Annotated in this window: 31 protein-coding genes; 6 read left to right on the forward strand and 25 right to left on the reverse strand. The window is 29.2% G+C overall.

Translation table 11 applies throughout. The features are described 5' to 3' along the window. Positions 1-20: 20 nt before the first annotated feature. From JL193_RS11115 to gpmI, 5 genes are all read right to left on the reverse strand, one after another. Positions 21-398, reverse strand: coding sequence for a GxxExxY protein (locus JL193_RS11115; protein ID WP_207970872.1), 378 nt, complete (start codon positions 396-398; stop codon positions 21-23). Positions 399-473: 75 nt separating this feature from the next. After that, entirely contained in the window at positions 474-1277 is an 804-nt protein-coding gene (map, locus tag JL193_RS11120; RefSeq protein WP_207970873.1) for a type I methionyl aminopeptidase, read from the reverse strand. Between the two features lie 58 nt (positions 1278-1335). Then, the gene (locus JL193_RS11125) at positions 1336-1737 is read right to left on the reverse strand and encodes a BT0820 family HAD-type phosphatase (protein ID WP_207970874.1); all 402 of its coding nucleotides are present in this window, start codon (positions 1735-1737) and stop codon (positions 1336-1338) included. Next, complete coding sequence (locus JL193_RS11130) at positions 1737-2267, reverse strand: thioredoxin family protein (RefSeq protein ID WP_207970875.1); 531 nt, start codon at positions 2265-2267, stop codon at positions 1737-1739. Before JL193_RS11130 ends, JL193_RS11125 begins: the two co-directional genes overlap by 1 nt. Before the next feature lie 11 nt (positions 2268-2278). Next, complete coding sequence (gene gpmI / locus JL193_RS11135; protein ID WP_207973460.1) at positions 2279-3796, reverse strand: 2,3-bisphosphoglycerate-independent phosphoglycerate mutase; 1518 nt, start codon at positions 3794-3796, stop codon at positions 2279-2281. Positions 3797-4048: 252 nt separating this feature from the next. Here gpmI and JL193_RS11140 point away from each other — a divergent pair, with 252 nt between their 5' ends. The 3 genes from JL193_RS11140 to JL193_RS11150 all read left to right on the forward strand — a co-directional run bounded on the left by JL193_RS11140 (position 4049) and on the right by JL193_RS11150 (position 6840). Further along, positions 4049-4441, forward strand: a complete 393-nt coding sequence (locus JL193_RS11140; RefSeq protein ID WP_207970876.1) for an ankyrin repeat domain-containing protein — start codon at positions 4049-4051, stop codon at positions 4439-4441. 314 nt (positions 4442-4755) lie between these two features. Then, the gene (locus JL193_RS11145) at positions 4756-6516 is read left to right on the forward strand and encodes an aromatic amino acid hydroxylase (protein ID WP_207970877.1); all 1761 of its coding nucleotides are present in this window, start codon (positions 4756-4758) and stop codon (positions 6514-6516) included. A gap of 12 nt (positions 6517-6528) precedes the next feature. Further along, entirely contained in the window at positions 6529-6840 is a 312-nt protein-coding gene (locus tag JL193_RS11150) for a rhodanese-like domain-containing protein (protein ID WP_207970878.1), read from the forward strand. Here JL193_RS11150 and JL193_RS11155 read toward each other — a convergent pair. The 6 genes from JL193_RS11155 to JL193_RS11180 all read right to left on the reverse strand — a co-directional run bounded on the left by JL193_RS11155 (position 6837) and on the right by JL193_RS11180 (position 13576). Beyond that, positions 6837-7232 (reverse strand): hypothetical protein, encoded by a 396-nt coding sequence (locus tag JL193_RS11155; RefSeq protein ID WP_207970879.1) that lies wholly within the window; start codon positions 7230-7232, stop codon positions 6837-6839. The two genes, JL193_RS11150 and JL193_RS11155, sit on opposite strands and share 4 nt — an antisense overlap. Before the next feature lie 46 nt (positions 7233-7278). Beyond that, a complete protein-coding gene (locus JL193_RS11160) occupies positions 7279-7932 on the reverse strand; it encodes a response regulator transcription factor (protein WP_207970880.1) in 654 nt (217 codons plus the stop codon). A gap of 55 nt (positions 7933-7987) precedes the next feature. Beyond that, entirely contained in the window at positions 7988-9814 is a 1827-nt protein-coding gene (locus JL193_RS11165; protein ID WP_207970881.1) for a tetratricopeptide repeat-containing sensor histidine kinase, read from the reverse strand. Positions 9815-9834: 20 nt separating this feature from the next. Continuing rightward, positions 9835-11775 (reverse strand): tetratricopeptide repeat-containing sensor histidine kinase, encoded by a 1941-nt coding sequence (locus tag JL193_RS11170; protein ID WP_207970882.1) that lies wholly within the window; start codon positions 11773-11775, stop codon positions 9835-9837. 221 nt (positions 11776-11996) lie between these two features. Then, positions 11997-12815, reverse strand: a complete 819-nt coding sequence (locus JL193_RS11175) for a sensor histidine kinase (RefSeq protein ID WP_207970883.1) — start codon at positions 12813-12815, stop codon at positions 11997-11999. A gap of 53 nt (positions 12816-12868) precedes the next feature. Beyond that, a complete protein-coding gene (locus JL193_RS11180) occupies positions 12869-13576 on the reverse strand; it encodes a TraX family protein (protein ID WP_207970884.1) in 708 nt (235 codons plus the stop codon). 44 nt (positions 13577-13620) lie between these two features. Between JL193_RS11180 and JL193_RS11185 the strand changes: the two genes are divergently transcribed. After that, positions 13621-13803 carry a hypothetical protein gene (locus JL193_RS11185; RefSeq protein ID WP_207970885.1) on the forward strand — a complete coding sequence of 61 codons (183 nt, stop codon included), beginning with the start codon at positions 13621-13623 and terminating at the stop codon, positions 13801-13803. Between the two features lie 78 nt (positions 13804-13881). Here the strand turns inward: JL193_RS11185 and JL193_RS17515 are convergent, their stop codons facing one another. From JL193_RS17515 to alaS, 14 genes are all read right to left on the reverse strand, one after another. After that, positions 13882-14088, reverse strand: a complete 207-nt coding sequence (locus tag JL193_RS17515) for a tetratricopeptide repeat protein (RefSeq protein WP_207973461.1) — start codon at positions 14086-14088, stop codon at positions 13882-13884. Continuing rightward, entirely contained in the window at positions 14069-14287 is a 219-nt protein-coding gene (locus tag JL193_RS11195) for a hypothetical protein (protein WP_207970886.1), read from the reverse strand. The genes JL193_RS17515 and JL193_RS11195 overlap by 20 nt, the downstream gene beginning before the upstream one ends. After that, on the reverse strand, positions 14288-14911 hold the full coding sequence (locus tag JL193_RS11200; protein WP_207973462.1) for an IS630 family transposase: 624 nt from the start codon (positions 14909-14911) through the stop codon (positions 14288-14290). Continuing rightward, a complete protein-coding gene (locus JL193_RS11205) occupies positions 14853-15356 on the reverse strand; it encodes a helix-turn-helix domain-containing protein (protein WP_207970473.1) in 504 nt (167 codons plus the stop codon). The genes JL193_RS11200 and JL193_RS11205 overlap by 59 nt, the downstream gene beginning before the upstream one ends. Before the next feature lie 171 nt (positions 15357-15527). After that, entirely contained in the window at positions 15528-15812 is a 285-nt protein-coding gene (locus tag JL193_RS11210; RefSeq protein ID WP_207970887.1) for a hypothetical protein, read from the reverse strand. 7 nt (positions 15813-15819) lie between these two features. Next, on the reverse strand, positions 15820-16713 hold the full coding sequence (locus JL193_RS11215; protein ID WP_207970888.1) for a hypothetical protein: 894 nt from the start codon (positions 16711-16713) through the stop codon (positions 15820-15822). After that, entirely contained in the window at positions 16704-17102 is a 399-nt protein-coding gene (locus JL193_RS11220) for a hypothetical protein (protein ID WP_207970889.1), read from the reverse strand. Before JL193_RS11220 ends, JL193_RS11215 begins: the two co-directional genes overlap by 10 nt. Positions 17103-17211: 109 nt before the next feature. Beyond that, the gene (locus JL193_RS11225) at positions 17212-17658 is read right to left on the reverse strand and encodes a hypothetical protein (protein WP_207970890.1); all 447 of its coding nucleotides are present in this window, start codon (positions 17656-17658) and stop codon (positions 17212-17214) included. Between the two features lie 94 nt (positions 17659-17752). Beyond that, positions 17753-18232, reverse strand: coding sequence for a DUF6252 domain-containing protein (locus JL193_RS11230; protein WP_207970891.1), 480 nt, complete (start codon positions 18230-18232; stop codon positions 17753-17755). Between the two features lie 75 nt (positions 18233-18307). Then, complete coding sequence (locus tag JL193_RS11235; RefSeq protein ID WP_207970892.1) at positions 18308-19294, reverse strand: hypothetical protein; 987 nt, start codon at positions 19292-19294, stop codon at positions 18308-18310. Positions 19295-19312: 18 nt separating this feature from the next. Beyond that, positions 19313-20407 carry a hypothetical protein gene (locus tag JL193_RS11240; protein ID WP_207970893.1) on the reverse strand — a complete coding sequence of 365 codons (1095 nt, stop codon included), beginning with the start codon at positions 20405-20407 and terminating at the stop codon, positions 19313-19315. A gap of 83 nt (positions 20408-20490) precedes the next feature. Then, on the reverse strand, positions 20491-21201 hold the full coding sequence (locus JL193_RS11245) for a DUF6498-containing protein (protein ID WP_207970894.1): 711 nt from the start codon (positions 21199-21201) through the stop codon (positions 20491-20493). 212 nt (positions 21202-21413) lie between these two features. Further along, positions 21414-22367 carry a GSCFA domain-containing protein gene (locus JL193_RS11250; RefSeq protein ID WP_207970895.1) on the reverse strand — a complete coding sequence of 318 codons (954 nt, stop codon included), beginning with the start codon at positions 22365-22367 and terminating at the stop codon, positions 21414-21416. A 3-nt stretch (positions 22368-22370) separates the two neighbouring features. Continuing rightward, on the reverse strand, positions 22371-24989 hold the full coding sequence (gene alaS, locus JL193_RS11255; RefSeq protein ID WP_207970896.1) for an alanine--tRNA ligase: 2619 nt from the start codon (positions 24987-24989) through the stop codon (positions 22371-22373). A gap of 162 nt (positions 24990-25151) precedes the next feature. Between alaS and JL193_RS11260 the strand changes: the two genes are divergently transcribed. Both JL193_RS11260 and JL193_RS11265 read left to right on the forward strand, forming a co-directional pair. Then, positions 25152-26120 carry a M23 family metallopeptidase gene (locus tag JL193_RS11260; protein WP_207970897.1) on the forward strand — a complete coding sequence of 323 codons (969 nt, stop codon included), beginning with the start codon at positions 25152-25154 and terminating at the stop codon, positions 26118-26120. Positions 26121-26303: 183 nt separating this feature from the next. Next, complete coding sequence (locus JL193_RS11265) at positions 26304-26633, forward strand: MerR family transcriptional regulator (protein ID WP_207970898.1); 330 nt, start codon at positions 26304-26306, stop codon at positions 26631-26633. The last annotated feature ends 52 nt before the right edge of the window (positions 26634-26685 follow it).

Here is a 26685-nt window from a genome sequence, read left to right on the forward strand (position 1 = left end):
TCACAGAGATATACAGAATTTTAAGGAGTATGTATGAAGCGTTTTATTCCGTTTTTCAATAATTTTGTGTGAAAGTTAAGTAACAAACCTAAAGGATAATTTCCAAGTTTCATATAAGTTAAAATTTGTGCAGTATAGACATCTGTAAAAGCTTCAACAGTTTTAAGTTCTATAACTATTTTGTTTTCAACTAATAAATCAATTCTGTAACCATGATTTAGTTTAAGATCTTTATAAATAATTGGAAGCGATATTTTTTTTCTAACTTCTAAACCTAAAGATTTCAATTCAAAATAAAGGCATTCTTGATATGCAGATTCTAATAAACCAGGACCTAAAGCTTTATGAACTTCTATCGCAGCTCCAATAATTTTTTCGGTTACTGTATTGTTATCCATAATTTATTAAACTATACTTATCCAGTCTGTAATTATTACTCAGTGTTTCTCTGCGAAAATACTCTGCGTAATAACCTACTGTCTAAATTCATCTTCTTCATCAGTAACAATACCCAACGCTTCATGAACATATTTAAAAGTAGAAAGCAATTCTGGTTTTCCATTTACAATGGCAACATCGTGCTCGAAATGTGCAGAAGGTTTATTGTCTAAAGTGGTAATGGTCCAACCATCTGAATGTTGTCTTATTTTATGAGTTCCTAAATTTGTCATAGGTTCTATGGCGACTACCATGCCTTCTACAAACTTTTTTCCTCTTCCTCTTTTACCATAATTGGGCATTTCTGGGTCTTCGTGCATTTTTCTTCCTAATCCATGTCCAACCAACTCTCTAACAACGCCATAACCATGTTCTTCTGTAAATTTTTGAATTGCATACCCAACATCGCCAACACGATTTCCTGCTTTGAATTCACGAATTCCTACATATAAACTTTTTCTTGTAACGTCTAGTAATTTTTTTGTTTCTGCTGCGATTTCTCCAACAGCAAAAGTGTAGGCATGATCTCCATAAAAACCATTTTTCTTGGCTCCGCAATCTATAGAAATAATATCGCCTTCTTTTAAGGGCTCTTTGTTAGGAATTCCGTGAACGACTTGCGAATTCGGACTCATACAAAGTGTGTTCGGAAAGTCGTACAAACCTAAAAAACCAGGAATTGCACCTTCTGACCTAATAAAATCTTCTGCAAGTTTGTCTAAATACAAAGTGCTAACACCAGGCTTTACTTCTTTGGCTAGCAGTCCTAGAGTTTTAGAAACAATTAAGGCACTTTCGCGCATTAATTCTATTTCTTCTTTGGTTTTAATTTGAATCATATTAAAAAAATTGAAACGCAAAGTTACTATAATTTAAAGAATTAAAATTGTAGTTAGGTTATTTGAAAAAAGAGAAAAACCTTTTTTTCTTTTTTACATTTGGTTCGTAGTTAAAAATTTGTTTGTAAATCGTTGTCCAACCAATAAAACCACCAACATTTCTATCGTCTATAAATAAGTCTGCATGAATTTTTCTACTGTCTTTTCCATCGAAATTTTCTTCGGGATAACTGTTGTTTACAGCGTAGAAATCGATGCCATTTTTTTTACAAAAAGCAACTGCTTCTTCTAATTTAGAACCACTTCTGTAGGTCCAAAGAATTAATCGGTGACCTTCGGACTGTAATTTTCGAAGTGTTTCAAAAGCAAAAATTAATGGTTTTCCTATTTTTGGATATGCATTTTCTACAATGGTACCATCAAAATCTACTGCAATTAGTAAGTGGTTATTAAAAGACATTATTTGCTTTTATCGTAAGAATGTTTATAGGGTTGTTTAGAAACGATTTTTAAAATGTCTTTTTCTAAAGATTCTCTTGCGTATTCTACATAACGTCCTACTTCTTTATCATTTTTATAAAAAATAAAGGTTGGAACTCTTATAATATTAAACCCTTCTTGTAAATTATCGGGTGTTTTTTTAGAGCGATTTACGGTAATTAACTCTAATTTATTTGTATTAAAATCTGCTGCTTCTAATATTTTGTACAAATGTGGTGTTTCTCTTTTACTGTCTCCGCACCAAGTTCCTATAAAACCTTTTATTTTATATCCTTTTAATTCTTTTTTTAAAGCTTCTATTGTTGCAGCATCTGGTGTGTAATTATTAAATTTTTTAGTAAACCAAGAATTGTAAGGCGCTTGCATAAAAGACTCTTTGTTAGCAAAGCCAACTAAGTCGCCACTTTTATTTTTTGCAGCAGTAATTTCTTGTTGTGCGTTACAAGACATTAAAACAATGGTGAATACTATTGCGAATGCTTTTTTCATAATTATAAAATTTATAGTAAAGAATGCTGTGTCATTTCTTTGGGTTGTGCTACTCCCATTAACTCTAAAATTGTAGGAGCAATATCGCCTAAGATACCATTTTTTACTGATTTTATTTCGTCATCAATTAAAATAAAAGGAACTGGATTGGTCGTGTGAGATGTATGAGGCGAACCATCTGGGTTCATCATTGTTTCACAATTTCCATGATCTGCAATTAGCAATGTAGAATATCCGTTTTTTAAACCTGTTTCAATTACATCTTTTGCACAAATATCTACAGCTTCGCATGCTTTAATGGCTGCTTCCATAACTCCTGTATGCCCAACCATATCGCCATTTGCAAAGTTTAGGCAAACAAAATCTGCAGAGCCTTTTTCTAAATCTTTACAAAGTGCGTCTCTTAGTTCGTATGCACTCATTTCTGGTTTTAAATCGTAAGTTGCCACTTTTGGAGAATTTCTTAAAATACGAGATTCGCCATCGAAAGGATCTTCTTGTCCGCCAGAAAAGAAAAAAGTAACATGTGGGTATTTTTCTGTTTCTGCAATTCTAATTTGCTTTTTACCTGCTTTAGAAAGTACTTCGCCTAAAGTATTTTTTATATTTTCGTTCGTATAAATTGTATGTATTCCTTTAAACGTATCGTCATATAAAGTAATGGTTGTAAAATAAAGATTTAACTTTTTCATTTTAAAATCAGGAAAATCGTTTTGAGACAATGCGTTTGTTAATTCTCTACCTCTATCTGTTCTATAGTTAAAAAATAGAACAGCATCTCCATCTTTTATTTGTGTTTTCGGGGTTCCATCTTCATTTGTTAAAATAATTGGCTCTATAAACTCGTCAGTAATATTGGCTTCGTAGTTTTTATTGATAGTAGCAATTGCATCTGTAGTTTTATTTCCAATTCCGTTTACCAAAGCATTGTAAGCGATACGAATTCTTTCCCAACGATTATCTCTATCCATTGCAAAATAACGCCCAGTTACAGTAGCCAATTCTCCTGTTGTTTGTTTCATGTATTTTTGAATGTCGTTAATAAAATAAGTGCCAGATTTTGGGTCGCAATCTCTACCATCTGTAAAGGCGTGTAAAAATACATTGCCTACATTGTTTTCTTTGGCAACATCTAAAATTCCTTTTAAATGGTCTATATGAGCGTGAATTCCACCATTAGAAACCAAGCCTAATAAATGTACGTTTTTATTGTTTTCTTTGGCGTAATTAAAAGTGTCAATCAATACTTTTTCTTGTCCTAAAGTTTTTTCTTTAACAGCTTTATTAATTCTTGCTAAATTTTGGTACACAATTCTGCCAGCACCTAAATTCATGTGGCCAACTTCCGAATTTCCCATTTGTCCTTCAGGTAAACCAACATGCAAGCCATCGGTTCTTAATTCCGCATGCGGATATTTGTCGTACAAACTATTTATGTAAGGTGTTTTTGCGTTGTAAATTGCAGATACTTTAGGGTCTTGTGTAACACCCCATCCATCTAAAATCATTAAAATTACTTTCTTATTCATCATCTAAAATTGAACTGTAAAAATAAGAAAGATTTTTGGCTTCTCTTTAAATTTTTACGAAACCGATAGCGTAAAAGAGATTGGGTAAAACGACTTTTTGTGCTTTGTTACCACTTTTTAGAAATGTATTAACATAAAACACAGAAAGTTAAAAACGTGTTAAATACCTTTTTTACTGAAACAAAATGTTTTTTCGGCAGTCTTTTAGATAACAACATACAATTCTTATAAACCCAAAAAACTTAATTTATTATGAAAAAATTAATCTTACCAATGTTACTGTGTTTATGTACTTTTACGGTAACTACAAATGCAACTTCTATTTCTTCAACTAAAATAGAACAATCTTTAAAAATTACCACGAACTATAAAATTAGTGCTTTTTGTAAACTAATACAAATGGGTAATTACGATGCCGTAGAAGCATTAATTAAATCGGGTGAAGACGTAAACAAAAAATCTAACGGATTAACACCTTTAATGTTTGCAGCCAGACATAACAAAGCTAAAATTGCAAAATTGCTAATTAAAAATGGTGCCAATATAAAAGCAAAATCTACAAAAGGGAAGATGACTGCTTTAGATATCGCAAAAAGATCTAAGGCTAAAGATGCTATAAAAGTAATTGAAGAAGCACTTTCTTAAATTTATATTTTTTTGAATTAATGAAGAAAGGCGTTCTGTAAAGAGCGTCTTTTTTTTTTTCTGAATTTTTATAAAACTGATGGTGTAAAAAATCATCGCTACTAAAATGATGATTGCAATATCATTTATAATTTAAATGTACTGTAAAAGAAAATCGTATTATTTTATTTTTTACATTTTTTTTTGATGTAGTTTTTTTCAATTCGTCTTAAATATAATTGTTGTAAAGGCAGAAAAATAAACTTTTGGTTGTTAAAAAATATTAAATCTATATTTTAATGTGTAATTTTGTGTGAATATTATAATTACATGTTATGGATGCTCATTTTGAATTGAACGATGTTACTAAAAAACTTCCCAAACATTTACACAAGTTTGTAGTACAACAGCCTTATAACGAATACACAGCTCAAAACCAGGCAGTTTGGCGCTATGTAATGCGAATGAATGTAGATTATTTGAGTAAAGTTGCACACGATTCTTATGTAAAAGGATTAAAAAAAACAGGAATTTCTATTGATAAAATTCCGCATATGGAAGGCATGAACCGTATTTTAAAAGATATTGGTTGGGCTGCAGTTTCTGTAGATGGTTTTATACCACCCAATGCTTTTATGGAGTTTCAGGCCTACAATGTATTGGTAATTGCATCAGACATGAGAACGATTAATCATATAGAATACACACCAGCACCAGACATTATTCATGAAGCTGCAGGACATGCACCTATTATTGCCAATCCAGAATATGCAGAATATTTAAGACGATTTGGCGAAATTGGTAGCAAAGCAATTTCCTCTGCAAAAGACTACGAAATGTACGAAGCGATTCGTTTGTTGTCTATTTTAAAAGAAGACCCAAATTCTACAGAAAAAGAAATAGAAGAAGCACAAGCAAAAGTAGAATATTTACAAGATAATATGGGCGAACTGTCTGAAATGGCTCAAATACGAAATTTGCATTGGTGGACAGTAGAATATGGTTTAATAGGTACTTTACAAAACCCTAAAATTTATGGAGCAGGCTTGCTTTCTTCTATTGGCGAAAGTGCTTGGTGTATGAAAGACGAAGTAAAAAAAGTGCCTTATTCGATTGAAGCCGCCAATGTAAATTTCGACATTACAAAACCACAACCACAGTTATTTGTTACGCCAGATTTTGCACACTTAAGTTTGGTTTTAGAACAATTTGCAAATAAAATGGCAATTCGAAAAGGTGGCTTAAAAGGCATTCAAAAATTAATAAATTCTAAAAATTTAGGAACCATAGAATTGAGTACTGGAATTCAAATTTCGGGAATTTTTACCCATGTTATTGAAGACGAAAACGGAAAACCAATTTATTTTCAAACTACTGGAAATACAGCTTTAGCAAATAGAGATAAAGAATTAATTGGTCATGGAATAGAAAATCATTCTAATGGTTTTGGTAGCCCTGTTGGAAAATTAAAAGGTATAAATATTGCCATTGAAAACATGAGCCCAAGAGATTTAGAAGCTTACCAAATTTACGAAGGAAAAAAGATTGCATTAGAGTTTGAAGGTGGTGTAAAAGTCGAAGGCGACGTAATTACAGGAACCAGAGATTTAAGAGGCAAAATTCTACTAATTTCTTTCGAAAATTGCACAGTTAGTTACAAAGACACTTTGCTATTTAAACCAGAATGGGGCATTTACGATATGGCAGTAGGCAAAGAAGTTGTTTCGGCATATTCTGGGGCAGCAGATATCAACTCATTTGAAGACACCTCTAAAGTATCTGAAACAAAAACACATAAAATTAAATATTCCGAAAACGAGAAAGTTCTTTACAATTTATACGACAACGTACGTGAAATGCGTACAACTAAAACAGCTTCTGAAGAAAAAATAAAAACGATTTTTAATCAAGTAAAAACAAAATTTCCTACAGATTGGTTGTTGAATTTAGAATTATATGAAGTAGCTTTGCAAAATAATTTTGATGTACAAAAAAATATTTTAAACTATTTGTTAACGCTACAGAAAAATAAGTCGTACAAAAAGTTAATTGAAAACGGATTGAATTTGTTACAAGTAAACGAATTACAATCGTAAATTGTTAAAAAAATGGGGTTGTTTGGAATTTTTAGTCAGAAAGATAAATCTGAAATTATTAAAGAATATTTAGAAAAAGAAGCCGTAATTTTAGATGTTAGAACACAATCTGAGTGGGATGAAGGGCATATCGAAAATTCGAAACATATTGTTTTAAATTTAATTCCTTTAGAAATAGAGCAAATAAAATCTTGGAATAAACCTGTAATTGCAGTTTGTAGAAGCGGATCTAGAAGTGGGCAAGCAACCCAATTTTTGGCTCAGAATGGAGTAGATGCGGTTAATGGCGGTCCGTGGCAAAATGTAGCACAATACGTAGATTAGCGATAGTTTCCAAACCCTTTTTTTCTTCTTTTTTGAAGGCGTTTGTAAATATAATAAGAATCTAATATTTTGCTAATAATTGCAAAAACGCCTCCTAACATAGCACCTACAAATGCGCCCATTGTTAAGGCATCAAAATCGTGACCGGTTACTAAATATTTTAGGTAAAATAAAACGATTCCTATAATTATAGACACGAAAAAAACTTGCAGTTTCGATTTTGAAGTGTAAGCGTATGCACCACAAAAAACACCTGTAATTATCGAAGTTGCTGTAATTTTTGTTAAAAATAATTCTAACAAATTATTTGTATTTGTAACAATTACAGAGGTAACAAACATACCAACCAATAGACCAGCAATTATACCAATTAAAATTTTTTTTTGTATCATTTTTTAGTGGAATGACTATTTTTTAAAGATACAAAATTTTATTTTTTTAAATAAGATTTCTCTTTTGCGCTTTCATTACAGCTTCCATTTTACTGTGTACTTGTAATTTCTTATAGATATTTTCGATGTGTTTTCGAACAGTAGATGGCGAAATAATTAAATTATCTGAAATTTCGTTATAGTTTAACCCTTTGCTTAATTGAATAAGAATTTCTGTTTCTCTTTTCGATAATTTTATTTCTTCTAACTCTTCGTTTTTTTGCTCTAAAATTTTTGGATTTCGAAGTAAATTAAGTGTTTTTAAAGCAATACTAGGTGTCATTGGAGCACCACCTTTGGTAACTTGTAGAATACTTTTGTATAAGTTTTCTGCATCGATTTCTTTTAATAAATACCCGTTTGCACCCGATTTTATAGCATTAAAAATACAATCATCATCATCTAAAACCGTAAGCATTATTATTTTTATGTGGGGGTATTTATTTTTTACCAATTCTGTGGCTTTAATGCCATCCATTTCTGGCATTTGAATGTCCATTAAAATAACATCTATATTATGGTTTTCTTCTAATTTACCAATGAGTTCTGCACCGTTATTTGCATGAAATTTTACAGTAACATCATTAAAATACGAGAGTTTTTCTTTAATGGTTTTTACTAAAAAGTAATTGTCTTCGGCAATGCATATTTTTAGAGTCATAAGTTTGGTTATTTACTGTTTCAAGTTAAAACAATTCTATAAAAATAAGGATACGTCATTTGCCGTATTTTTTTAGAAAAATTTCCATGCTAATTTCTGTGCCTATTCTTACTTTTGAAATTATTTTAACCCTTCCACCAATTTCACTCATTCTTTTTTCCATGTTGCTTAAACCATTGCCTAATTCTACAGAATTGATATCGAACCCTATTCCATTATCCACAACTTTAATTACAAACTGATTTTCTTTTTTATCAATTTTAATTTCAATTTTTGTGGCTTTGGCATATTTTATAGCGTTGTTAATGGCTTCTTGAATTACTCTAAAAATATTCATGCCTTCTAAAGAAGAAAAAGCTTGGTTTTTATCGATATTATAATTGACAATAAACTCGATATTTTCTGTAGCATTTTTTGCTTTTTCTACAAAAGATAAAATTCTGGTATGCAAATCTTCCACAGTAATTTCGTTTTTGTTCATTGCCCAAATGGTATCTCTTAATTGATGTATGGTTTCTGATGTAAAAGTGCTAATGCCAGATAATTTATCTTTTAGTTTTGTATTGGCATCTTTCGTTACAAATTTTAAATTGTCTATAGAAGAAATAATAAATGTAAGTTGCGAACCAATGTTATCGTGCAAATCTCTAGAAATTCTAAGACGTTGTTCTTGCAATCTATTTTGTGTTTTTATGGTTGCTAAAGCATCTTTTAAATCGATTTCTTTTTGTAATTGTTTCTTTTTAAATTGATTTTTCTTCAGCAAGAAAAAAGAAATAATTGCTAAAATTAAAAATGCAGCAGCAAATAAAATAATGTATAAATTTCTATTTTTTATCTTTAATTCTTTCGATAATAGTTCTTCTTTTTGAAGTGTAATTTGTTTCTCTTTTTCGACAGTTTTGTAAATAGTCTCCATTTCAGATACCTTATCTGCAAAGCGATTACTATATATTTTAACAATATTTGCATGAATCGAGTCACTAATTTGTACAGCTTCTTTATACTTTTTTAGATTTGTTAAAATTACTTTTTCCTGTATTAAAGCATAATTTAATGTGGGTAAATCTTCTAATGTTTCGAAAATAGATCTTGCTTTTTTTATAGTTTTTAGCGCTTCTTTTAAGTTTTGTCGCTTGTTTAAAATACTCGCTTTTTTAATAAGTGCAAAACCTTCTTTATTCTTATTTTTTGCTTTTTTTGCTAAAGAAATAGCTCTATTAATAACAGTGGTTGCTTTTTTATACTCTTTAAGTTGATTGTAACATTCTGCTAATAAAGTGGTTGCTAAAATTTCGTCTATTATCCAATTTTCTTGCTGATAAATTTTAAGAACTTGCTGGTAACTTTTAATGGCTTTGTTAACGTAAGAGATTCTATCTTTTCGGTTTCCTGTGCCTATTTCTAAGTTCATGGAGCCGAGATTTTGTAAAAGTTTGGTGGCTAATTTTTTAGAAATATACTCTTTATAACTGTAAGCTTTTTCAAAATAAGTGATAGCTACAGGCCTTCTATTTAAATAGTAATTGGCAATACCTAAGGTGTAGAGTGTAAGTGCTAAATTTGCAGTATCTTTTTTCTTTTTAAAGAATGTTTGCGTTTTTAATAAACTAGAAATGGCTTTGTCAGATTCATTTTTTCTAATATCTAAAGAGGCTTCAAGAATTTTATATCTAAAATAATTAGTAGAATCGAGATTAACTTTTAAAATGCTATCTGTTTTTTTTACGAAAAACTCTAAACTATCTCTTTTTCTTAGTTCTAAATATTTGAATCCGTTTTTTAAAGAAGCTTCAAAATCTCGATAATTTTTATTCTCTTCTGTTTGAGCGACCGAAGAAAACACCATAAAAAGAAAGAAAATAAATAGTGAGAATTTCATATTTTAAATGTGCTAGTAATTTACACAATTATCTTTATTTCTGTGCCTATTCTTACTTTTGAAATTATTTTAACCCTTCCACCAATTTCACTCATTCGTTTTTCCATGTTGCTTAAACCATTGCCTAATTCTACAGAATTGATATCGAAACCTATTCCATTATCCACAACTTTAATTACAAACTGATTTTCTTTTTTATCAATTTTAATTTCAATTTTTGTGGCTTTGGCATATTTTATAGCGTTGTTAATGGCTTCTTGAATTACTCTAAAAATATTCATGCCTTCTAAAGAAGAAAAAGCTTGGTTTTTATCGATATTATAATTGACAATAAAATCGATATTTTCTGTAGCATTTTTTGCTTTTTCAACAAAAGATAAAATTCTTGTGTGTAAGTCTTCCACTGTAATTTCGCTTTTATTCATTGCCCAAATGGTATCTCTTAATTGATGTATGGTTTCTGATGTAAAAGTGCTAATGCCAGATAATTTATCTTTTAGTTTTGTATTGGCATCTTTCGTTACAAATTTTAAATTATCCACAGAAGAAATAATAAATGTAAGTTGCGAACCAATGTTATCGTGCAAATCTCTAGAAATTATAAGACGTTGTTCTTGCAATTTATTTTGTGTTTTTATAGTGGCTAAAGCATCTTTTAAATCGATTTCTTTTTGTAATTGTTTTTGTTTAAATTGGTTTCTCTTATAAATAGCAAAAAAGATAATTGCTAAAATAAGCAATGCAGAACCCAAAAGAATTGCATATAAATTTCTATTTTTTATAGCGAGTTCTTTTTCTAATAATTGTTCTTTTTGAATGGCAATTTCTTTTTCTTTTTTTGCTGTTTGATATTTGGTCTCAATCTCTGCAATTGATTTTAACTTTTCACTACTTATAATACTATCATTGTATTTTACGTAAAGTTTCAAATACGTATTCGATAAATTATATTTTTTTAGTTTATCGTAAATTTTTGATAAAAGTTTAGAAATATCAGCTATGTATTCTTTCGAATCAACTTCTTTTGCAAATGTAAATGCTTTTTCAGCAGTTTGTTGAGCAACGCTGTAACTACCTTGTTTATAATATAAGTTTGCTAAAGAATAATTAAGAAAAGCTAATTCAAAAGGTTCTCTATTTTTGGTGTGAAGCGTTATTGCTTCTTTGTATTTCTTTTCTGCAATTTTAGGTTGTTGTAAACTATCAAAAGCTATGGCCATAACACTTATTGGGTAGGCAGAAAATCTCTTATAATTAAGTTTTAAAAAGTATTCTTCAGATTGTTTAGCATACTCAATTGCTTTTTTATAATTACTTAATTCATTGTAAGTACCAGCAATATTGTTGTTTACCATTGCAACTTTTAGAGAGTTATTTATGTTTTGATAAATTTTAAGTGATTTTAAATTATACGTTAAAGATTTATCAAACTCTTTTAATTTCCTATAATCCCAACCAATATTCATTAAAGTATTTCCAATACCTAAACTATCATTTATTTTTTCATAGATAGAAAGTGTTTTAAAATTATATTCAATAGATTTTTTTAAGTCACCTTTTTTTGAATATATAATAGCAAAACCATTGTATGTATCTGCAATAGAAGTAGAATCTTTAATATTTATACTAGTTTTTAAAGCTTCGTCAAATTTTTGAATTGCAATATCATAATTTCCGCTTTCAAAATTTCTAAAACCTAATATTTTTAGTGCTTGTAATTTTAGGCTATCAGACTTTAACTCTAAAGATAAATTATAAGCCTTATTGGCATATTTTTTTGCACTGTCTAAATTTATGCCTACAAACTCTTTGGAAAGATTGGTATAGGTGTAAAATTTATTTTTTCCTTTTTCTTTTTTTAAATTAATTTTTAAGCTATCAATAGTTTTGTTTACTTCTTGTGAATAGCAATAATTAGCTGTTTTAAGAAAAATTAGAAGAAAAAAAAGAGCTAATTTCATTTTTTAATTGTTTTAGGATATTAACGAAAAGTTTATAAATATAGAAATCTTATTTAATTTAATGATGCTTATTGCTATACCTTCTACAAAAAGTGAACGAACAAATTGAAACGAAAATAATAACCAATTTGAAACCTCAACACAGTCATTCAAGAATCTGATGACCAAAGATTAAAAGCAGCTCATTAATCTGTTAAAAAATAAAAGCTTAAAATAATTAATTACAAGGCACAACTTATTTTAATTTCTGTGCCTTGTTTTTTGGTTGTATTGATAATTACCTTTCCATTAATTTCACTCATTCTTTTTTCCATATTACTTAAACCATTTCCTAGTTGTACATTATTTATATCAAAACCTACACCATTATCTATTACAGAAATTACAAACTGATTTTCTTTTTTATCAATTTTAATTTCAATTTTTGTGGCTTTGGCATATTTTATAGCGTTGTTAATGGCTTCTTGAATTACTCTAAAAATATTCATGCCTTCTAAAGAAGAAAAAGCTTGGTTTTTATCGATATTATAATTGACAATAAAATCGATATTTTCTGTAGCATTTTTTGCTTTTTCAACAAAAGATAAAATTCTTGTGTGTAAGTCTTCCACTGTAATTTCGCTTTTATTCATTGCCCAAATGGTATCTCTTAATTGATGTATGGTTTCTGATGTAAAAGTGCTAATGCCAGATAATTTATCTTTTAGTTTTGTATTGGCATCTTTCGTTACAAATTTTAAATTATCCACAGAAGAAATAATAAATGTAAGTTGCGAACCAATGTTATCGTGCAAATCTCTAGAAATTATAAGACGTTGTTCTTGCAATTTATTTTGTGTTTTTATAGTGGCTAAAGCATCTTTTAAATCGATTTCTTTTTGTAATTGTTTTTGTTTAAATTGGTTTCTCTTATAAATAGCAAAAAAGATAATTGCTAAAATAAGCAATGCGGAGCCCAAAAGAATCGCATATAAATTTCTATTCTTTATAGCGAATTCTTTTTCTAATAATTGTTCTTTTTGAATGGCAATTTCTTTCATTTTTTAGAGAATATTTTAAATATTAGGTAGTTAGGTTTCTAAAAGTAATTTTATTAGTCAATAGTTAAATAATTAATAGCAAATAAAATTAGTAGATGTAGAGGATAGAATGCGTAAAAAAAATATTTATTGATTTTAGGAAAAGATTTGTTTATAAGAAAAATAATTGGAAGAACAAATATTCCAAAAATATTTAAACTACTATTTCTTGGAATAAAACGAATTTTTTCATTGCGTAAAATATCATATAGTAAATGGTTGTAATTGATAAATAAAAGTGAAATGAAAAGTGCAGATAATGTTAATAGTGCTACTTTTTTTCTTTTTCTGGTTAAGTATATAACATTTATTAAAAGGATTCCATAAATTCCATAATCAATTACAAAAGCATAAGATATAATATAAACAAACAAAAGTAATAACCATTTTTTTTCACGTATATATGATAGACTTATAAGCCCAAGCCAAAGAGTGAAAAAAATATTAAGATCAAAATAATCTTTATTAAAAGCTATAATATAAAAAGGTTGTGAGATAAAACTAAGAACGATTAATCTTTTTAGATACTTATTAAAGTTTTTAGTATTTAAAAAACCAACAACAAGACAATATGCAAACAAAGGAAATGTGATTCTTCCAATTACTTGGTAATTGATGTTTTTATAGAAAAAAATTTTACCAATATGATCTATTATCATAGTCAATATTCCAATAATTTTCAGAAAATTTGTATTATTTGATCCCCAAATTTTTTTTTCCATTTTATATTTATATCTTTACAGATAAATGTAAAAATATAAAAATTATGAAAAAAATATTAGTAATTGCTGTTTTATTTTTTAGTTTTAATTTATCAGCGGGTGATGTTAGAATATCTGCAAAGTCGACTGGTGGGAATGTTTCAGAAATGGTAGAAAAGGTAGAAAATAGTTGGTGGGAAGATTTTTTAGATTTTTTGAATGAACATATTTGGATAGAAGAAAATTAATTATAATATAAATAGCTTCTTAAAATTTTATAAGAGGCTATTTATATTATAATTTTTACTAAATCTACTGGAATTTAATCAAAACTTGTACTTTTTTTCGTAAATTTTTAATGCCTTAAAATAATTTTTTAAAGCATCTAAATAATTACCTTCTTCATCTAGAATAATTCCAAGATTGTTATAAGAATCTGCTATACCAATAGAATCTTTAATTTCAATTTTTAGATTTAAACTTTTCTGATGATAATAAATAGCACTATCAATCTTAGATTTTGCTTGATAAATACCTACCTAAACTGTTGTAAGATTGGGCAATTGATTTTTTGTTATTTATAAATAAAGCTTTTTTTAGTGCAGTTTTTGCAAAATAATAAGAAGTGTCTAAATCTGAGTTTTTATATTCCCAAGAAATCTCATTTAAAACTTTAACTAGTAACGTATCTTTTGCTTTTTTAGAAAGAGTTAAAAGACTATCTAATACCATTTAAACATTAAAAACGTTATAAAAAGATTTTAGATAAAATTCATATCCGGTTATAGACTTAATGGTATTATTATCCATTTGATAAATTAGGTGCTCTATTTTGGATTCTAGTATATCTAAAGTGTCATAAATTTTCATTGCAATTTTACTTTTAAGGTATTGCCAAACTTTTTCAGCTGGATTTAGTTCAGGGCAATATGCAGGGATAGGTAATAAGATAATATTATCAGGCAATTTTACATCTTTAGTAGAGTGGAAAGCTGCATTGTCAATAATTACAATTTTTAGTTCCAAAGGATTACAGGCACTTAAGTCTGTTAAATACTCAATAAAAAAGTCTTTACACACAGTATCTGTTAGCATGCAGAAACTCTCACCTGTAATGGGTGAAAAACTTCCCCATAGCCATTTACTCTGATAACTATGTTTGTACTTTGCTATAGGTTTAACGCCTTTAGCTGTAGTGACTCTTTTTTGTTTGGTGATTAATCCAAAACGAGATTCATCTTGAAAAAATAAATTGACCGATTCAAAGTTATTTTTATTTAGTTTTGTTCTAAATAATTTAAAAGTGTTTTCTAGGTTTTTTAAAAACCATTTCGGCTTTCGGGTCTTTTTTATAATGTGACTTTCTTGATACTTTTAGCTTAGACTTATGTTTTCGCCTACAATGTGCATAAAGTGCACCATAATTTATCATCTCTGATAAATCTTCGGCTATATGAGCTTGTAACTCTATATAGGAAGTTATGGTGGTATCGCTGTTAGATAATGTCTTGGAGATATAGGCTTTTGCTCTATCAGAAATATGAACGGTATTATTACCTCCGCTATGTATTTCTAATAAATTTGAAAGGCCTCCTGTTTCATAGTCTTTAATCCAATTGCCTATGGTGGTTGGACGTCTGCCAAGCTTCTTTGCGATTGCATTACGATAGATATACTTCCCGGACTTTATGTAGTATAACATTTTTAAACGATCTCTTCGTAATTCTGTAGTGGTAGACTCATATAGTTTTCGCAATTCAACAGATTCTTCTTTAATCGATAAGGTAATTTTCTTTGGCATATTGAAAGATAATAAATTTTACCCCGAAAGATAATAAATATTATCTTGAATTCAAAGTTTAAATGGTATAAACGTTTATTTTGACTTAATGTAATTGATGAAAATAATATTGATAAAATCAATAATAATCTAATTTTCATAAAACAGTTTTAGGTTTGGTTAATTATTTATTTACTTAAAAATCTCAACCAAAGAAAAATTAATATTTAAAACATCCACTTTAATTTTTTGCAACTTTTGTTGCGTGTTTTGCTCTAAAGTTTTTAATTCTGTTGGCAATTTTCGAAGCTGATTAGAAATTATTTTTTCTTCTTTAAAATCTAAAAATAAGTAATTTAATTTATTTATTTCTTTTATTTTTAGTTGTTTGTATTGGTAAATCAAGTAAACAATAATAAAAATGGTAATGCCTAAAATACAAATTAGGGAAGTTATGTGTTCAGAAATTAGCTTCATAATTGTTTTAATTTAAAAAAACCATTGTTTTATTGGCTCCTTCTCCTAATGTTAAAACAGCGTCTATTTTACCTATTTTTTCTTTAAAAAGAGATAGATATACTTTTGCTTTTGTACTGTCTTCCATCGTCCAAAAATAAGATTTATCTCTATTAGAATATCCTTTAATAGTTAGGTTCATTTCTGTTTTTTTATCATTAAGAAATAACGAGAAATTAACTTTTGCTCCCACATCCATTTTATTACTATTTTGTACTGTTAAATCGCAAGTTCCGTTTAAAGCTTTTGTGTTTTCTCCAATTTTTACAGTAGTAAAGGTCCAATTTTTGTTCGCAAAAGAAGGCATGTTTGTGTTTGTAACAGTCGTTTTCTTTGTTTTTTTCAGAACCAAAGGAACAACATTTACATTGGTAAAATTACCATATTTGTTAATGTAATTTTTATCAAAAGCATCGCTTCCAGTAACATCTCCATTCTCGAAAATAATTTCTCTAAAATAAAAATATTGATATTTGCCTGATCTATAATGTTTTTTTATCCAATTGTCTTTTCGATTGTATTCGTAATCGTAATTCGATGTAGAAGAGGTTTTACCCACGTAGTTAGAAGCAGACAAATCGCCTTCTTTATTGTAGGTGTATGTAGTTTTGGTATTTGCGTACTTACTATTAGATAAGTATGCTGTTTTTACGTCTCTTTCGTAAACAGTAGTGTAGGTTCCATAAATGCTTCCATCTTTGGTATTGTAATTTGTTCTTTTTTCTCTTCTTGTTCTTCCATCATAAGAAATGTCTGTTTCGCTGGTTAACGAGTTTTCTTTAGAGAATTCTTTTATTTTAATTAATTTTTCTTTGTTATCGTATTCGTAAATGGTGTAATATTTGCTTCCATCTAAATACACAGATTCTTTTTTGTAACATTCCCATCAGAATTATATGTGAATTTAATGTTTACAGAATATTTTTTTCTAACAGCACTAATGTCTTGAATTTCAACTAATTGTTTTTTGTTATTGTAGTGGTACAATTTTTTGGTAGGTTGTGTTTTAGCATAAGAACCATTATATTGATAAAGGGTTTCCACCAAATTACCATCGTCGTTAAAGCGTTCTATAGATGTAGATCGCAATACAAAACCACCACTATTGTTATCGTAAGTGTAATAATTTGTAGTTGTTTTTCGAACTTTTCTATGAAGGTTTTTAGAGGCTAAAGTGTACGTTTCAATTTGAGAAAAAACAGTAGAAGGAATAATTAAAAGAACGAATAATAAAGTAAATAATTTTTGCATGATGTTTGTTTTTTAAGGTTTTTGTTATCGAAAGTTTTAAAGGAGATGGCTGGTTCTTAGGTTGTAATTGCCAACCATCTGTAACCCTAAAAAACAATCGTAATACTTTTTATTTAAATTGTCCGTAAAATTGGCCATCTAGTGTAACCACATTTACTTCGTTTAAACCTCCAGAAGATTTTTCTGAAATGGCATATAAAAAATTATCTCTACAAGTATCTTTAAAAGAAAACTCAACACCATTTGCAGAAACCGTAGGGTTTTTTAAGAATAAACATTCTTCACCATCTATTTCTACTGTTAATTCTTTAGCGCCGATTATAAATTTTGCTTTTGTTCCTTTAGGTTTTGAATAGCCGTTTAAAGAAATACCTAACGTTAAATTAAACTCACCTTGTAAGGCTGTTGGAACATTGCCAGCAGTTTCATCGGCTGCAATTGTGTAAGTACATGTTTCGCAATTATTATTATCTTTTTCGTTAGAACTGCAAGAAAATAGTATGCTAATGCATAAAAATAAGAATAAGACCGTAATTTTTTTTGTAGTTTTCATCATTTTTAATTTTGGATTTATGTTACAAATTTCAAGAATAAACAACTACAAAAAAATACGACAGATGCCGTATTTTTTCGAATTAGGAATCTAAAATTTATTGTTTTGGAGCATTAAATGTGCCTTCTGTAACCTTTTTTATAGTTACTGCAGAAGAAGAATTGTTTTCTCCTGTAAAAGAAAATGTTCCTTTTACAGCAGTGTCTGTATCTTCTGTAACTGTTATGGTGCCTTCACCAATTGTAAATGTAGAGGCCCAAGCAACAACAGGGTTTACTGTTCCATAAATCATGCTACTTGCATTTGATGCACTGTCTCCAGTTTTGTAAGTACCTACACCATTGTAATTCATAATATTTATTCGAATATAAACTCCATTGGAATTAGATCCTTGAACAGCCAAAACATTATTGCTTGTAGATGATGCAACTGCACTAGACAAAGCTGTAAAAGCTGTGCCATCTATTTTTGCAGACAAAGAACCTTCGCCAGAAATACCCAAATCTTCGTCACTTCCTCCACAAGAAACGAGTACTGATAAAAATAATAATAAACTGATTTTTTTTAATGTTTTCATTTTAGTTTGAAATTTTAAATTAATACGTATTCAAATTTTAAATTATTTAATTGGCAATGCAATACGTCAAATGCCTTATTTTTTTATATTGCGTATAATTTTTCTCACTAAAAAAAACACAAAAATTAAAATAAGAAGTGGAATGCCATAAATAGATAGGTAATACACAAGTTTAATTAAAAAATTACCAGTTCCAGAAACGTCATAAGGATTCTTAAATTCTGTTTTTTTATAGTTGAGGTTTTTAAAGTTTGTTGTTGAAAATTTATCAATAGCACTAAAATAAGAATCGCTACTTTTTGTAATTTCTTTAAAATTGAAATTTTCTATTCGCCTTCCATAAGTAATTACAAAATTTTCATCTGGTTTTTTTCCATAATCTTCCATAGAAAAATGCAAAATGTTTTTTGCAGAAAAAACCAAAGCAGGCGAAGCAACTTTGATGTTTTTTAATGAAATATTATCTTTTAATTCTGCATAAAAATTTCCTTTTTCTATGGGAGATTTCCATAAATAACCGGTTTCAATTAAATAGATAAAAGCATTTTTTTTATCGGAATTATACCCTTGAGTTATTTTTGCATTGTTGGTGTTTACTAAAAAATAAACCGTAAATTTTGTAATTTCTTTGGGCGGAAAAACCACTTCCCACACATACCAATTTTCGTTTTTAAGATTGGGTTTTTCGAAAATTTTTAGTTCTTTTTCATTGGTAAGTCCTTTTATTTTATACAAACCATCTACTCGAACTTCATTTAAATGATTGTGAAATCGAACATTTTCGAAAACAGTATTTATTGGATAGCCCACCTTTATTTTTAAAGTATCTTTTGCTGTGTTTTTAAAATAGTAATCGCCTTTTACAGTGGCAAAACCTTTATATAATTGCATGTAAATATTTTCAGATTTCATCTGAATTTTCTTATAGGCCATACTATCTTCTGGATATAGTAGCGTAAAACTTCCACTACCACCAGCATTCCAAACTCCAGGTTGTGCAGAATTGGCTACTAAAAATAGAGCAACTATAAAAATGATAAAGAGGTGGCAGAATTTTTTCATCGTAAAAACTTACAAGTTTTATTTTATTTTCTTAAAAAATGCATCTAAATTTTTAGTTAAAAAAGTATTACATGCATTGTAAAAGCCTTCTGCATATTTGTCTCCATCTACCTCAATCCATTTTGTAGTTGTAGAAAAACGATCTGCCTTGGCATCTAGGTAATTAGAAAACGTTGTAAAAGAAGTTGGCACAAAAGAGCCTTGTTTTTGATAAGCAACAATTTTTTGTTTTTTTAAAATGTTGTTAATCTCTACGTCTTCCTTTAAGTTTCCATTAAATTGAGAAGTTGCTCCTAAGCCTATTTTTCCTTGTGTAAATTGTACACTAGAAATTGCAGGATATGTGTCTGTAGCTCCTTTAATTTTTACAGAACCAAATAATTTACCTAATGTAGATTTTTTCTTTTTAAATTTTTGAGGAATTGATATTGCATGATTATTAACCAAACGTAAATTTGTTTTAATTTTTACTTTTGCAGCCTTACCTTTCATCCAATCGCTTCCAGGTTCAGAGAACATTACATATAAATTTACATCTGCAATAATGGCATCTCCTAGGGCTTTAGATAACTTTGGCTGTAAACCAATACCTCCTAAAAAACCTTTTTTAATTTCTCCATCAGTAGTTTTTCTTTTGTAATAGAAACTATAATCTTGTGGAATACAATTTATAATACCTGTTAAGTTTTCTTGAATGATAGGGCCAGAAGCTTTTTGCCAATTTTTAAAAACATCTGTCTTGCCTGCTTCTTCTGCAGCAACAATTTCAAACCCTTCATTTTTAAGTCTATTTATAAAATTCTGATACAATTCATTGGTTTTGACTTGCATTTTATTGGCATCAATACCACCCAAACCTATTGCTGCTTTTGCAGTTGCATTGCTAGTGTTTCCACCAATTCTACCTCCATTTCCACCAGCTTTAAAATCGATGGCTTCTTTATAAATTTCGTAGTTTACATTAAAAGAGTTAATGTAAATTTTTTTAGGAGCTTTTTTCATTTTATTCGCTCCATAAAATTTACTTTTAATTTTTACTTCTTCTATGTCTTGTGCGAATGCACTTAAAGAAATAAAGAAAATTGCGGCGATTAGATAATTAATTTTTTTCATTTTAGTATAGTTTTTAGGAATTAACCCTACAAAACTGATAAAAATTGAAACTAGGCACAATACGTCATTTGACGTATATTGTATTATTCCGTAAAAATTACCAGTTGTTTTTTTATCTCTTCTTTGGTAGCTTTCTCGTTTTCTAGTTTTCGAGAGACATATTCTAAAGTTTTCGAATTCTCTTTTATAGATTCTAAAACAAGATCTACAACAAGTCTAAAAAGAATTAATAAAATAGCGGCGATAATACCAGCTTTGCCAAAAACAATAAAAAAGAAAGAAAAAATAACTACAAATTGTTGTAAAAAAATTCGAACATAAGGTTTAAACATTAATTCTTTGGCTGTAAATTTTTGGTATTTTTTATGATGAATATAATCGGTAATAAATTTTCCTAAATGTGTAAAAACAATGGCTGGTAAGGCGTATTTAATATCTTCTAAATTTAAAATGATGCTATAATTTTCTATAATATCAAAGGGTTCTTTTATAATTGAAGTACCATCAATACCAAAAAGTGTAAAACCAAACAACGATTGAATTGCCACAAAAAAACCATAATGAAACAAGAAAAATAAGATTAAACCAAAATCAGATTTTTTAGATTTTCCGAACAAAATACTCCACAACATTTTTAGAGCATTAAAAAATCCAATAACAATGGTTTCTAAAAAATAAGCAAATAAGATAGACATTGGTGAAGCTTTACCAATGTATAATAAAAATAAAAGGTAAATAGAACTTAGCCAAATAAATGCGTTTTGTTCGGTTGGATAAAAAATAGATTTTAACATATCGCTAGTTTTACAAGCGGTAAAAATCTGTATAATAAAAAAGAGAAAAAATACGACAAATGCCGTATTTAATCGAAAAGAATTTCTTGAGGTTTTCGTTGAAATGGTGATTTCCCTAGAAAGCGGGCATCTAAATACAGCATTGTGATTTTTGACCCTTTTTTGGTAAAAACAAAAACCAATTTCAAATTATAAATGAAATTATTTGTTTTTTAAAAATTTATAGAAGGTATTTTGGTTTTAATTTGGTCGATTTTATGGTTTAAATTTTCTAAAAATTTTTGATGTTCTTCTGAATTTTTATGAAAAGGTTTGTGTAAAATTCCTTTTTGAATGGTTTCAATTTCTTGCATTAGAGCTTTAGAATCTTCAGAAATCCAAACAGTCATAAATTTTTCCCAAATGCAATTAATGGCGGTTTTATTAGGGTGAATCATGTCTTCTTTATAAAAACGATAGTCACGTAATTCGTCCATCATAATTTCATAAGAATAAAAGTAAGAAATGTCTCTTCGAGCGCAGTCGAGAAGTTGGTGAATTCCCGAAATTAAATGCGATTTACTTCGCATATTTTCCACAAAACCATCTTTTAAATGTCTAACAGGAGAAACTGTAAATAAGATTGTAACTTCTTTATTAATGGTTTTTATAAGTTCGATAATTGCTTCTAAACTCTCGGAAATTTCATTTACAGTTAACAATTCTTTTAAGAATTTTTTCTGTGGAATTTTATGGCAGTTTGCCACAATTGCATCTGTTTCTATAAACCTGTAAACCCAAGACGTTCCTAGAGTAATTATTATGTGAGAAGCTTCTGTAAGTTTTTTTAGGGTTGAAGAAATTGCGGAGTTTAAGTTGTTTAACACCTCGTTTTTATCAGCAGAACTTAAACTAGAATGGGCATCTAAACAATGCCAACGTTCGTTTTGATATACCAAATCTTTCGTTGAATATACTTTTTCGTTTATTGCATTTGTAATAAGATTTTCAATCGCCTTTGGTTGAAATAAAATTCCAAAAGGGTTTTGTGTAGATTTAAATTTATAGAACGCTAATTTATCTCCAATATTTTCGGAGAAACAAGAACCTAATAATAGAATTTTAGAACTGTAATCTATTGGGTTTCTTACTTCTTTTTTTAACGGAATTTGGGTTTGGAGCTTCATTTTTTAAACCATATACTCTTTCGCTTTTTCAAGCGCTTTAGGTATTCCTCCAGGATTTCTACCACCAGCAGTGGCGAAAAAATTTTGCCCACCACCACCACCATGAATTAGTTTTCCTAATTCTCTTACTACTTTTCCTGCATTATAACCGCGTTCGTTGGCCAATTCTTTGGAAATATAACAAGTTAACATTGCCTTTTCTTTGCTGGGAGCTGTTGCAAATAATAAAAATAAATTTTTATGCTTTTTACCTAAAGAAAAAGCTAGGTTTTTAATTCCGTTTGCGTCTAAATCTACTTTTGTAGCCAAAAACTGTACGCCATTAATTTCTTGCAATTGGTTTTCTAATTCTCCAGATAAATTTTGGGCTTTATCTTTTAAAAGCTGCTCTACTTGTTTTTGTAAGTTAGCATTTTCTTCTTGCAATTTTTTAACCGCTTTTACAGGTTCTTTTGTGTTATTTAGCAAATCTTTTATTTCGAACAAAGTTCTATTGTTTTCAAAATAAAAATCTTTAACAGCTTCGTTTGTAATGGCTTCTATTCTGCGAATTCCTGCTGCAACTGCACTTTCTGACTTTATTTTAAAATGCCAAATATCTGCGGTGTTTTTTACATGTGTTCCGCCACAAAGTTCCATCGATTTTCCGAATTTTATAGCTCTAACAGTATCGCCATATTTTTCGCCAAATAAAGCCAAAGCACCTTCGTCTAAAGCTTGTTGCATAGGTATATTTCTTTTTTCTATTAAAGGAAGTTTTCCTGCGATTCTTGCATTTACAAAATCTTCTACATCACGTAATTCATCGACCGTTAATTTAGAAAAATGAGAAAAATCGAAACGTAAATATTTAGAATGTACAGCAGAACCTTTTTGTGCTACATGTGTGCCTAAAACTTCTCTTAAAGCCTGATGTAAAAGGTGTGTTGCTGTGTGGTTGCATTCGGTTCTATAACGTTGTTTTTCATCTACAACTGCTTTAAAACTTTCGTTTAAATGCTTGGGAAGATTTTTGGTAAAATGAATAATTACGTTGTTTTCTTTTTTGGTATCTAAAATATACACAACATCTCCATGAATATCTTCTAAATAGCCTTTATCGCCAACTTGCCCACCACCTTCAGGATAAAAAGGAGTTAAATTAAACACTAATTGATACATTTCGCCATCTTTTTTAGAAGTAACTTTTCTGTATCTAGTGATTTTTACATTGGCTTCTAAAGAATCGTAACCAATAAATTCTTCCTCTGCATCATCCATTAAAATGGTCCAATCGTCGGTAGATATTTCGCTGGCAGCTCTCGATCTATTTTTTTGTTTTTGAAGTTCTTCTTGAAACCCTTTTTCATTTAAAGTAAACCCTTTTTCAGAAAGAATTAAGGCAGTTAAATCTACCGGAAAACCAAAAGTATCGTACAATTCGAATACTTTTTCTCCAGAAATTTCTTTAGATGTAGCGTTGTCGATAATTGCATCTAACAAGACCAAACCTTGGTCTAAAGTTCTTAAAAAAGAAGTTTCTTCTTCTTTAATAACATTCTCTATCAATTGTTTTTGAGCCTTTATTTCAGGAAAAGCTTCGCCCATTTTTTTGCTTAACACATTTACCAACCTATAAATAAATGGTTCTTTTTTGTTTAAAAAAGTAAATCCGTAACGAACGGCTCTTCGTAAAATTCTGCGAATTACATAACCTGCACCAGTATTGCTAGGCAATTGCCCATCTGCAATCGAAAAAGCAACCGCTCTTACATGATCGGAAATCACACGAATGGCAATATCTTGCTTTTTATTAGTTCTGTATTTTGTGTTGGTAATGGTTTCAATTTCTCTAATAATAGGTGTAAAAACATCTGTATCGTAGTTCGATTGTACATTTTGTAAAACCATACACAAACGCTCGAAACCCATTCCTGTATCTATGTGTTTGTTGGGTAAATTTTCTAGTGTACCATCTGCTTTTCTATTGTATTGCATAAAAACCAAGTTCCAGATTTCTACGACTTGTGGGTGATCTTGATTGATTAATGTTTGGCCATCTACTTTGGCTTTTTCTTCAGCAGAACGAATATCTACATGAATTTCAGAACAGGGTCCACAAGGTCCTTGTTCGCCCATTTCCCAGAAATTATCTTTTTTATTTCCTTTTAAAATTCGATCTTCGGCAATAAATTCTTTCCATAAATCATAGGCTTCAGTATCCATTTTTAGGTTGTCATGATCTTTAGTTCCTTCAAAAACAGTTACATATAAAATGTCTTTGTCGATTTTATAAACTTTGGTTAACAACTCCCAAGCCCAAGCAATGGCCTCTTTTTTAAAATAATCTCCAAAAGACCAGTTTCCTAACATTTCGAATAAAGTATGGTGGTATGTATCGTAACCAACTTCTTCTAAATCGTTGTGTTTTCCAGAAACTCGTAAACATTTTTGCGAATCTGCAATTCTGTTGTTTTTTGGAGTTCCATTTCCTAAGAAATACTCTTTAAATGGGGCCATTCCAGAGTTTACAAACATTAATGTTGGGTCGTCTTTGGTTACCATGGGTGCAGAAGGCACTATTAAATGCGATTTTTCTTTATAAAAGTTTAAAAAAGTAGTACGAACATCTTGAGATTTCATAAAATAGAAGTTTCTGGTTTTATTGGATTTTTGTTAATTAATTTCTAAAAAAACCACTTCAAAAAAGCAGTTGTAAAACATTTTGTAAATTTGTGAGTTATTAAAAAAGAGCTTCCAATAAAAAAACGAATTTAAGAGTACAAAAATAGTACATTTACCAATATGGCAAAAGTAAAATATTATTACGATGCAGATACGCTTTCTTACAGAAAAATTGCTGTAAAGAAAAGTGCTTACTTTAAAAAATCTGTCTTTGGTATTTTTGCTGTTCTTCTAATTGCTTTTATTGGTTTTATTCTGTTTAGTCAGTTTATAATGTCTCCAAATGAAAGAGCATTAAAAAGAGAAAACGAGAATTTAAAACTTAACTACGAACTTTTATCAAAAAGAATTGAAGAAAATGCAGAAATTTTAGCACAAATTCAAGAACGAGACGATAATATTTACAGATCTTATTTTGAAGCAAACCCTATTCCAGAAGAACAACGAAAAGCAGGATTTGGTGGGGTGAATAGATACAAACATTTAGATGGTTTCGACAATTCGGAAATGATTAAAAAAATTACGAAAGATATAGATGTATTGTCGAAACAAATGGTAGTGCAGTCGAAATCTTTAGACGAAATTGTTGCATTAGCTAAAGAAAAGGAAGAAATGTTAGCATCGATACCAGCAATACAACCTGTTAAAAATGAAGATTTAAAAAGAATGGCTTCTGGTTATGGCATGCGAATTCATCCTATTTTAAAATATCGTAAAATGCATAAAGGTATGGATTTTACAGCGCCAGTTGGAACACCAGTTTATGCAACAGGTAATGGAAAAGTAATTCGCGCACAAAGAAGTAGTTCTTTTGGAAACGTAGTTTATATCGATCATGGGTATGGCTACAAAACCATTTATGCGCACCTGAGTATGATAAAAACTAGAAAAGGTAAAAAAGTAAAACGCGGCGATTTAATTGGTTATGTTGGAAACACAGGTTTATCTGCAGCTGCACATTTACATTACGAAGTACATAAAAACGACAGAGCAGTAAATCCTATTTACTTTTATTATGGCGATTTAAATCCAGAGGAATTCGAAGCCATGCAAAAAGCAGCAGCCATAGAGGGGCAATCTTACGATTAAGTTGAGAGCTTGAAGTTTAAAGTTGGGAGTGATAATAAATGAATAACTTTTTCATAATAATATGTTTTTTTAAAACTTAATTATTTACTTTGAATCTTGAATCTTGAATCTTGAATCTTGAATCTTGAATCTTGAATCTTGAATCTTGAATCTTGAACCCAAAATAAACCTTGAACTCACAGAATGCACATAGATTTACCAAAAAAAAGATACTATAAAATAGGTGAAGTTGCCAAAGCTTTTAACGTAAATGCCTCTTTAATTCGATTTTGGGAAAAAGAATTTGCTATTATTAAACCTAAAAAAAACGCAAAAGGAAACCGTCTTTTTACCCAAGATGATATTGCCAACTTTAAACTAATTTTTAATTTAGTAAAAGAGCGAGGTTTTACTTTAGAAGGCGCAAAGCAAAAGTTAAAGAAAAACCCAGAATCTACCTTTAATAAGCACGAAATAATTACAAGATTAGAATCTGTAAAAGCCGAACTGAATAAAATTAAAAATCAACTGTAACAGAATAGGTATTTCTGTGTCTAATAGTTACATTGGCTTTAATATTCTTTAA

The sequence above is a fragment of the Polaribacter batillariae genome (assembly GCF_017498485.1).
In the GTDB taxonomy this organism is placed as follows: Bacteria; Bacteroidota; Bacteroidia; order Flavobacteriales; family Flavobacteriaceae; genus Polaribacter; species Polaribacter batillariae.

Excerpts from the sequence above, each read along its gene's own strand:
- JL193_RS11115 (WP_207970872.1), bottom strand. The coding sequence starts at position 398 with ATGGATAACAATACAGTAACCGAAAAAATTATTGGAGCTGCGATAGAA.
- map (WP_207970873.1), bottom strand. The coding sequence starts at position 1,277 with ATGATTCAAATTAAAACCAAAGAAGAAATAGAATTAATGCGCGAAAGT.
- JL193_RS11125 (WP_207970874.1), bottom strand. The coding sequence starts at position 1,737 with ATGTCTTTTAATAACCACTTACTAATTGCAGTAGATTTTGATGGTACC.
- JL193_RS11130 (WP_207970875.1), bottom strand. The coding sequence starts at position 2,267 with ATGAAAAAAGCATTCGCAATAGTATTCACCATTGTTTTAATGTCTTGT.
- gpmI (WP_207973460.1), bottom strand. The coding sequence starts at position 3,796 with ATGAATAAGAAAGTAATTTTAATGATTTTAGATGGATGGGGTGTTACA.
- JL193_RS11140 (WP_207970876.1), top strand. The coding sequence starts at position 4,049 with ATGAAAAAATTAATCTTACCAATGTTACTGTGTTTATGTACTTTTACG.
- JL193_RS11145 (WP_207970877.1), top strand. The coding sequence starts at position 4,756 with ATGGATGCTCATTTTGAATTGAACGATGTTACTAAAAAACTTCCCAAA.
- JL193_RS11150 (WP_207970878.1), top strand. The coding sequence starts at position 6,529 with ATGGGGTTGTTTGGAATTTTTAGTCAGAAAGATAAATCTGAAATTATT.
- JL193_RS11155 (WP_207970879.1), bottom strand. The coding sequence starts at position 7,232 with ATGATACAAAAAAAAATTTTAATTGGTATAATTGCTGGTCTATTGGTT.
- JL193_RS11160 (WP_207970880.1), bottom strand. The coding sequence starts at position 7,932 with ATGACTCTAAAAATATGCATTGCCGAAGACAATTACTTTTTAGTAAAA.
- JL193_RS11165 (WP_207970881.1), bottom strand. The coding sequence starts at position 9,814 with ATGAAATTCTCACTATTTATTTTCTTTCTTTTTATGGTGTTTTCTTCG.
- JL193_RS11170 (WP_207970882.1), bottom strand. The coding sequence starts at position 11,775 with ATGAAATTAGCTCTTTTTTTTCTTCTAATTTTTCTTAAAACAGCTAAT.
- JL193_RS11175 (WP_207970883.1), bottom strand. The coding sequence starts at position 12,815 with ATGAAAGAAATTGCCATTCAAAAAGAACAATTATTAGAAAAAGAATTC.
- JL193_RS11180 (WP_207970884.1), bottom strand. The coding sequence starts at position 13,576 with ATGGAAAAAAAAATTTGGGGATCAAATAATACAAATTTTCTGAAAATT.
- JL193_RS11185 (WP_207970885.1), top strand. The coding sequence starts at position 13,621 with ATGAAAAAAATATTAGTAATTGCTGTTTTATTTTTTAGTTTTAATTTA.
- JL193_RS11195 (WP_207970886.1), bottom strand. The coding sequence starts at position 14,287 with ATGGTATTAGATAGTCTTTTAACTCTTTCTAAAAAAGCAAAAGATACG.
- JL193_RS11205 (WP_207970473.1), bottom strand. The coding sequence starts at position 15,356 with ATGCCAAAGAAAATTACCTTATCGATTAAAGAAGAATCTGTTGAATTG.
- JL193_RS11210 (WP_207970887.1), bottom strand. The coding sequence starts at position 15,812 with ATGAAGCTAATTTCTGAACACATAACTTCCCTAATTTGTATTTTAGGC.
- JL193_RS11220 (WP_207970889.1), bottom strand. The coding sequence starts at position 17,102 with ATGCAAAAATTATTTACTTTATTATTCGTTCTTTTAATTATTCCTTCT.
- JL193_RS11225 (WP_207970890.1), bottom strand. The coding sequence starts at position 17,658 with ATGATGAAAACTACAAAAAAAATTACGGTCTTATTCTTATTTTTATGC.
- JL193_RS11230 (WP_207970891.1), bottom strand. The coding sequence starts at position 18,232 with ATGAAAACATTAAAAAAAATCAGTTTATTATTATTTTTATCAGTACTC.
- JL193_RS11235 (WP_207970892.1), bottom strand. The coding sequence starts at position 19,294 with ATGAAAAAATTCTGCCACCTCTTTATCATTTTTATAGTTGCTCTATTT.
- JL193_RS11240 (WP_207970893.1), bottom strand. The coding sequence starts at position 20,407 with ATGAAAAAAATTAATTATCTAATCGCCGCAATTTTCTTTATTTCTTTA.
- JL193_RS11245 (WP_207970894.1), bottom strand. The coding sequence starts at position 21,201 with ATGTTAAAATCTATTTTTTATCCAACCGAACAAAACGCATTTATTTGG.
- JL193_RS11250 (WP_207970895.1), bottom strand. The coding sequence starts at position 22,367 with ATGAAGCTCCAAACCCAAATTCCGTTAAAAAAAGAAGTAAGAAACCCA.
- alaS (WP_207970896.1), bottom strand. The coding sequence starts at position 24,989 with ATGAAATCTCAAGATGTTCGTACTACTTTTTTAAACTTTTATAAAGAA.
- JL193_RS11260 (WP_207970897.1), top strand. The coding sequence starts at position 25,152 with ATGGCAAAAGTAAAATATTATTACGATGCAGATACGCTTTCTTACAGA.
- JL193_RS11265 (WP_207970898.1), top strand. The coding sequence starts at position 26,304 with ATGCACATAGATTTACCAAAAAAAAGATACTATAAAATAGGTGAAGTT.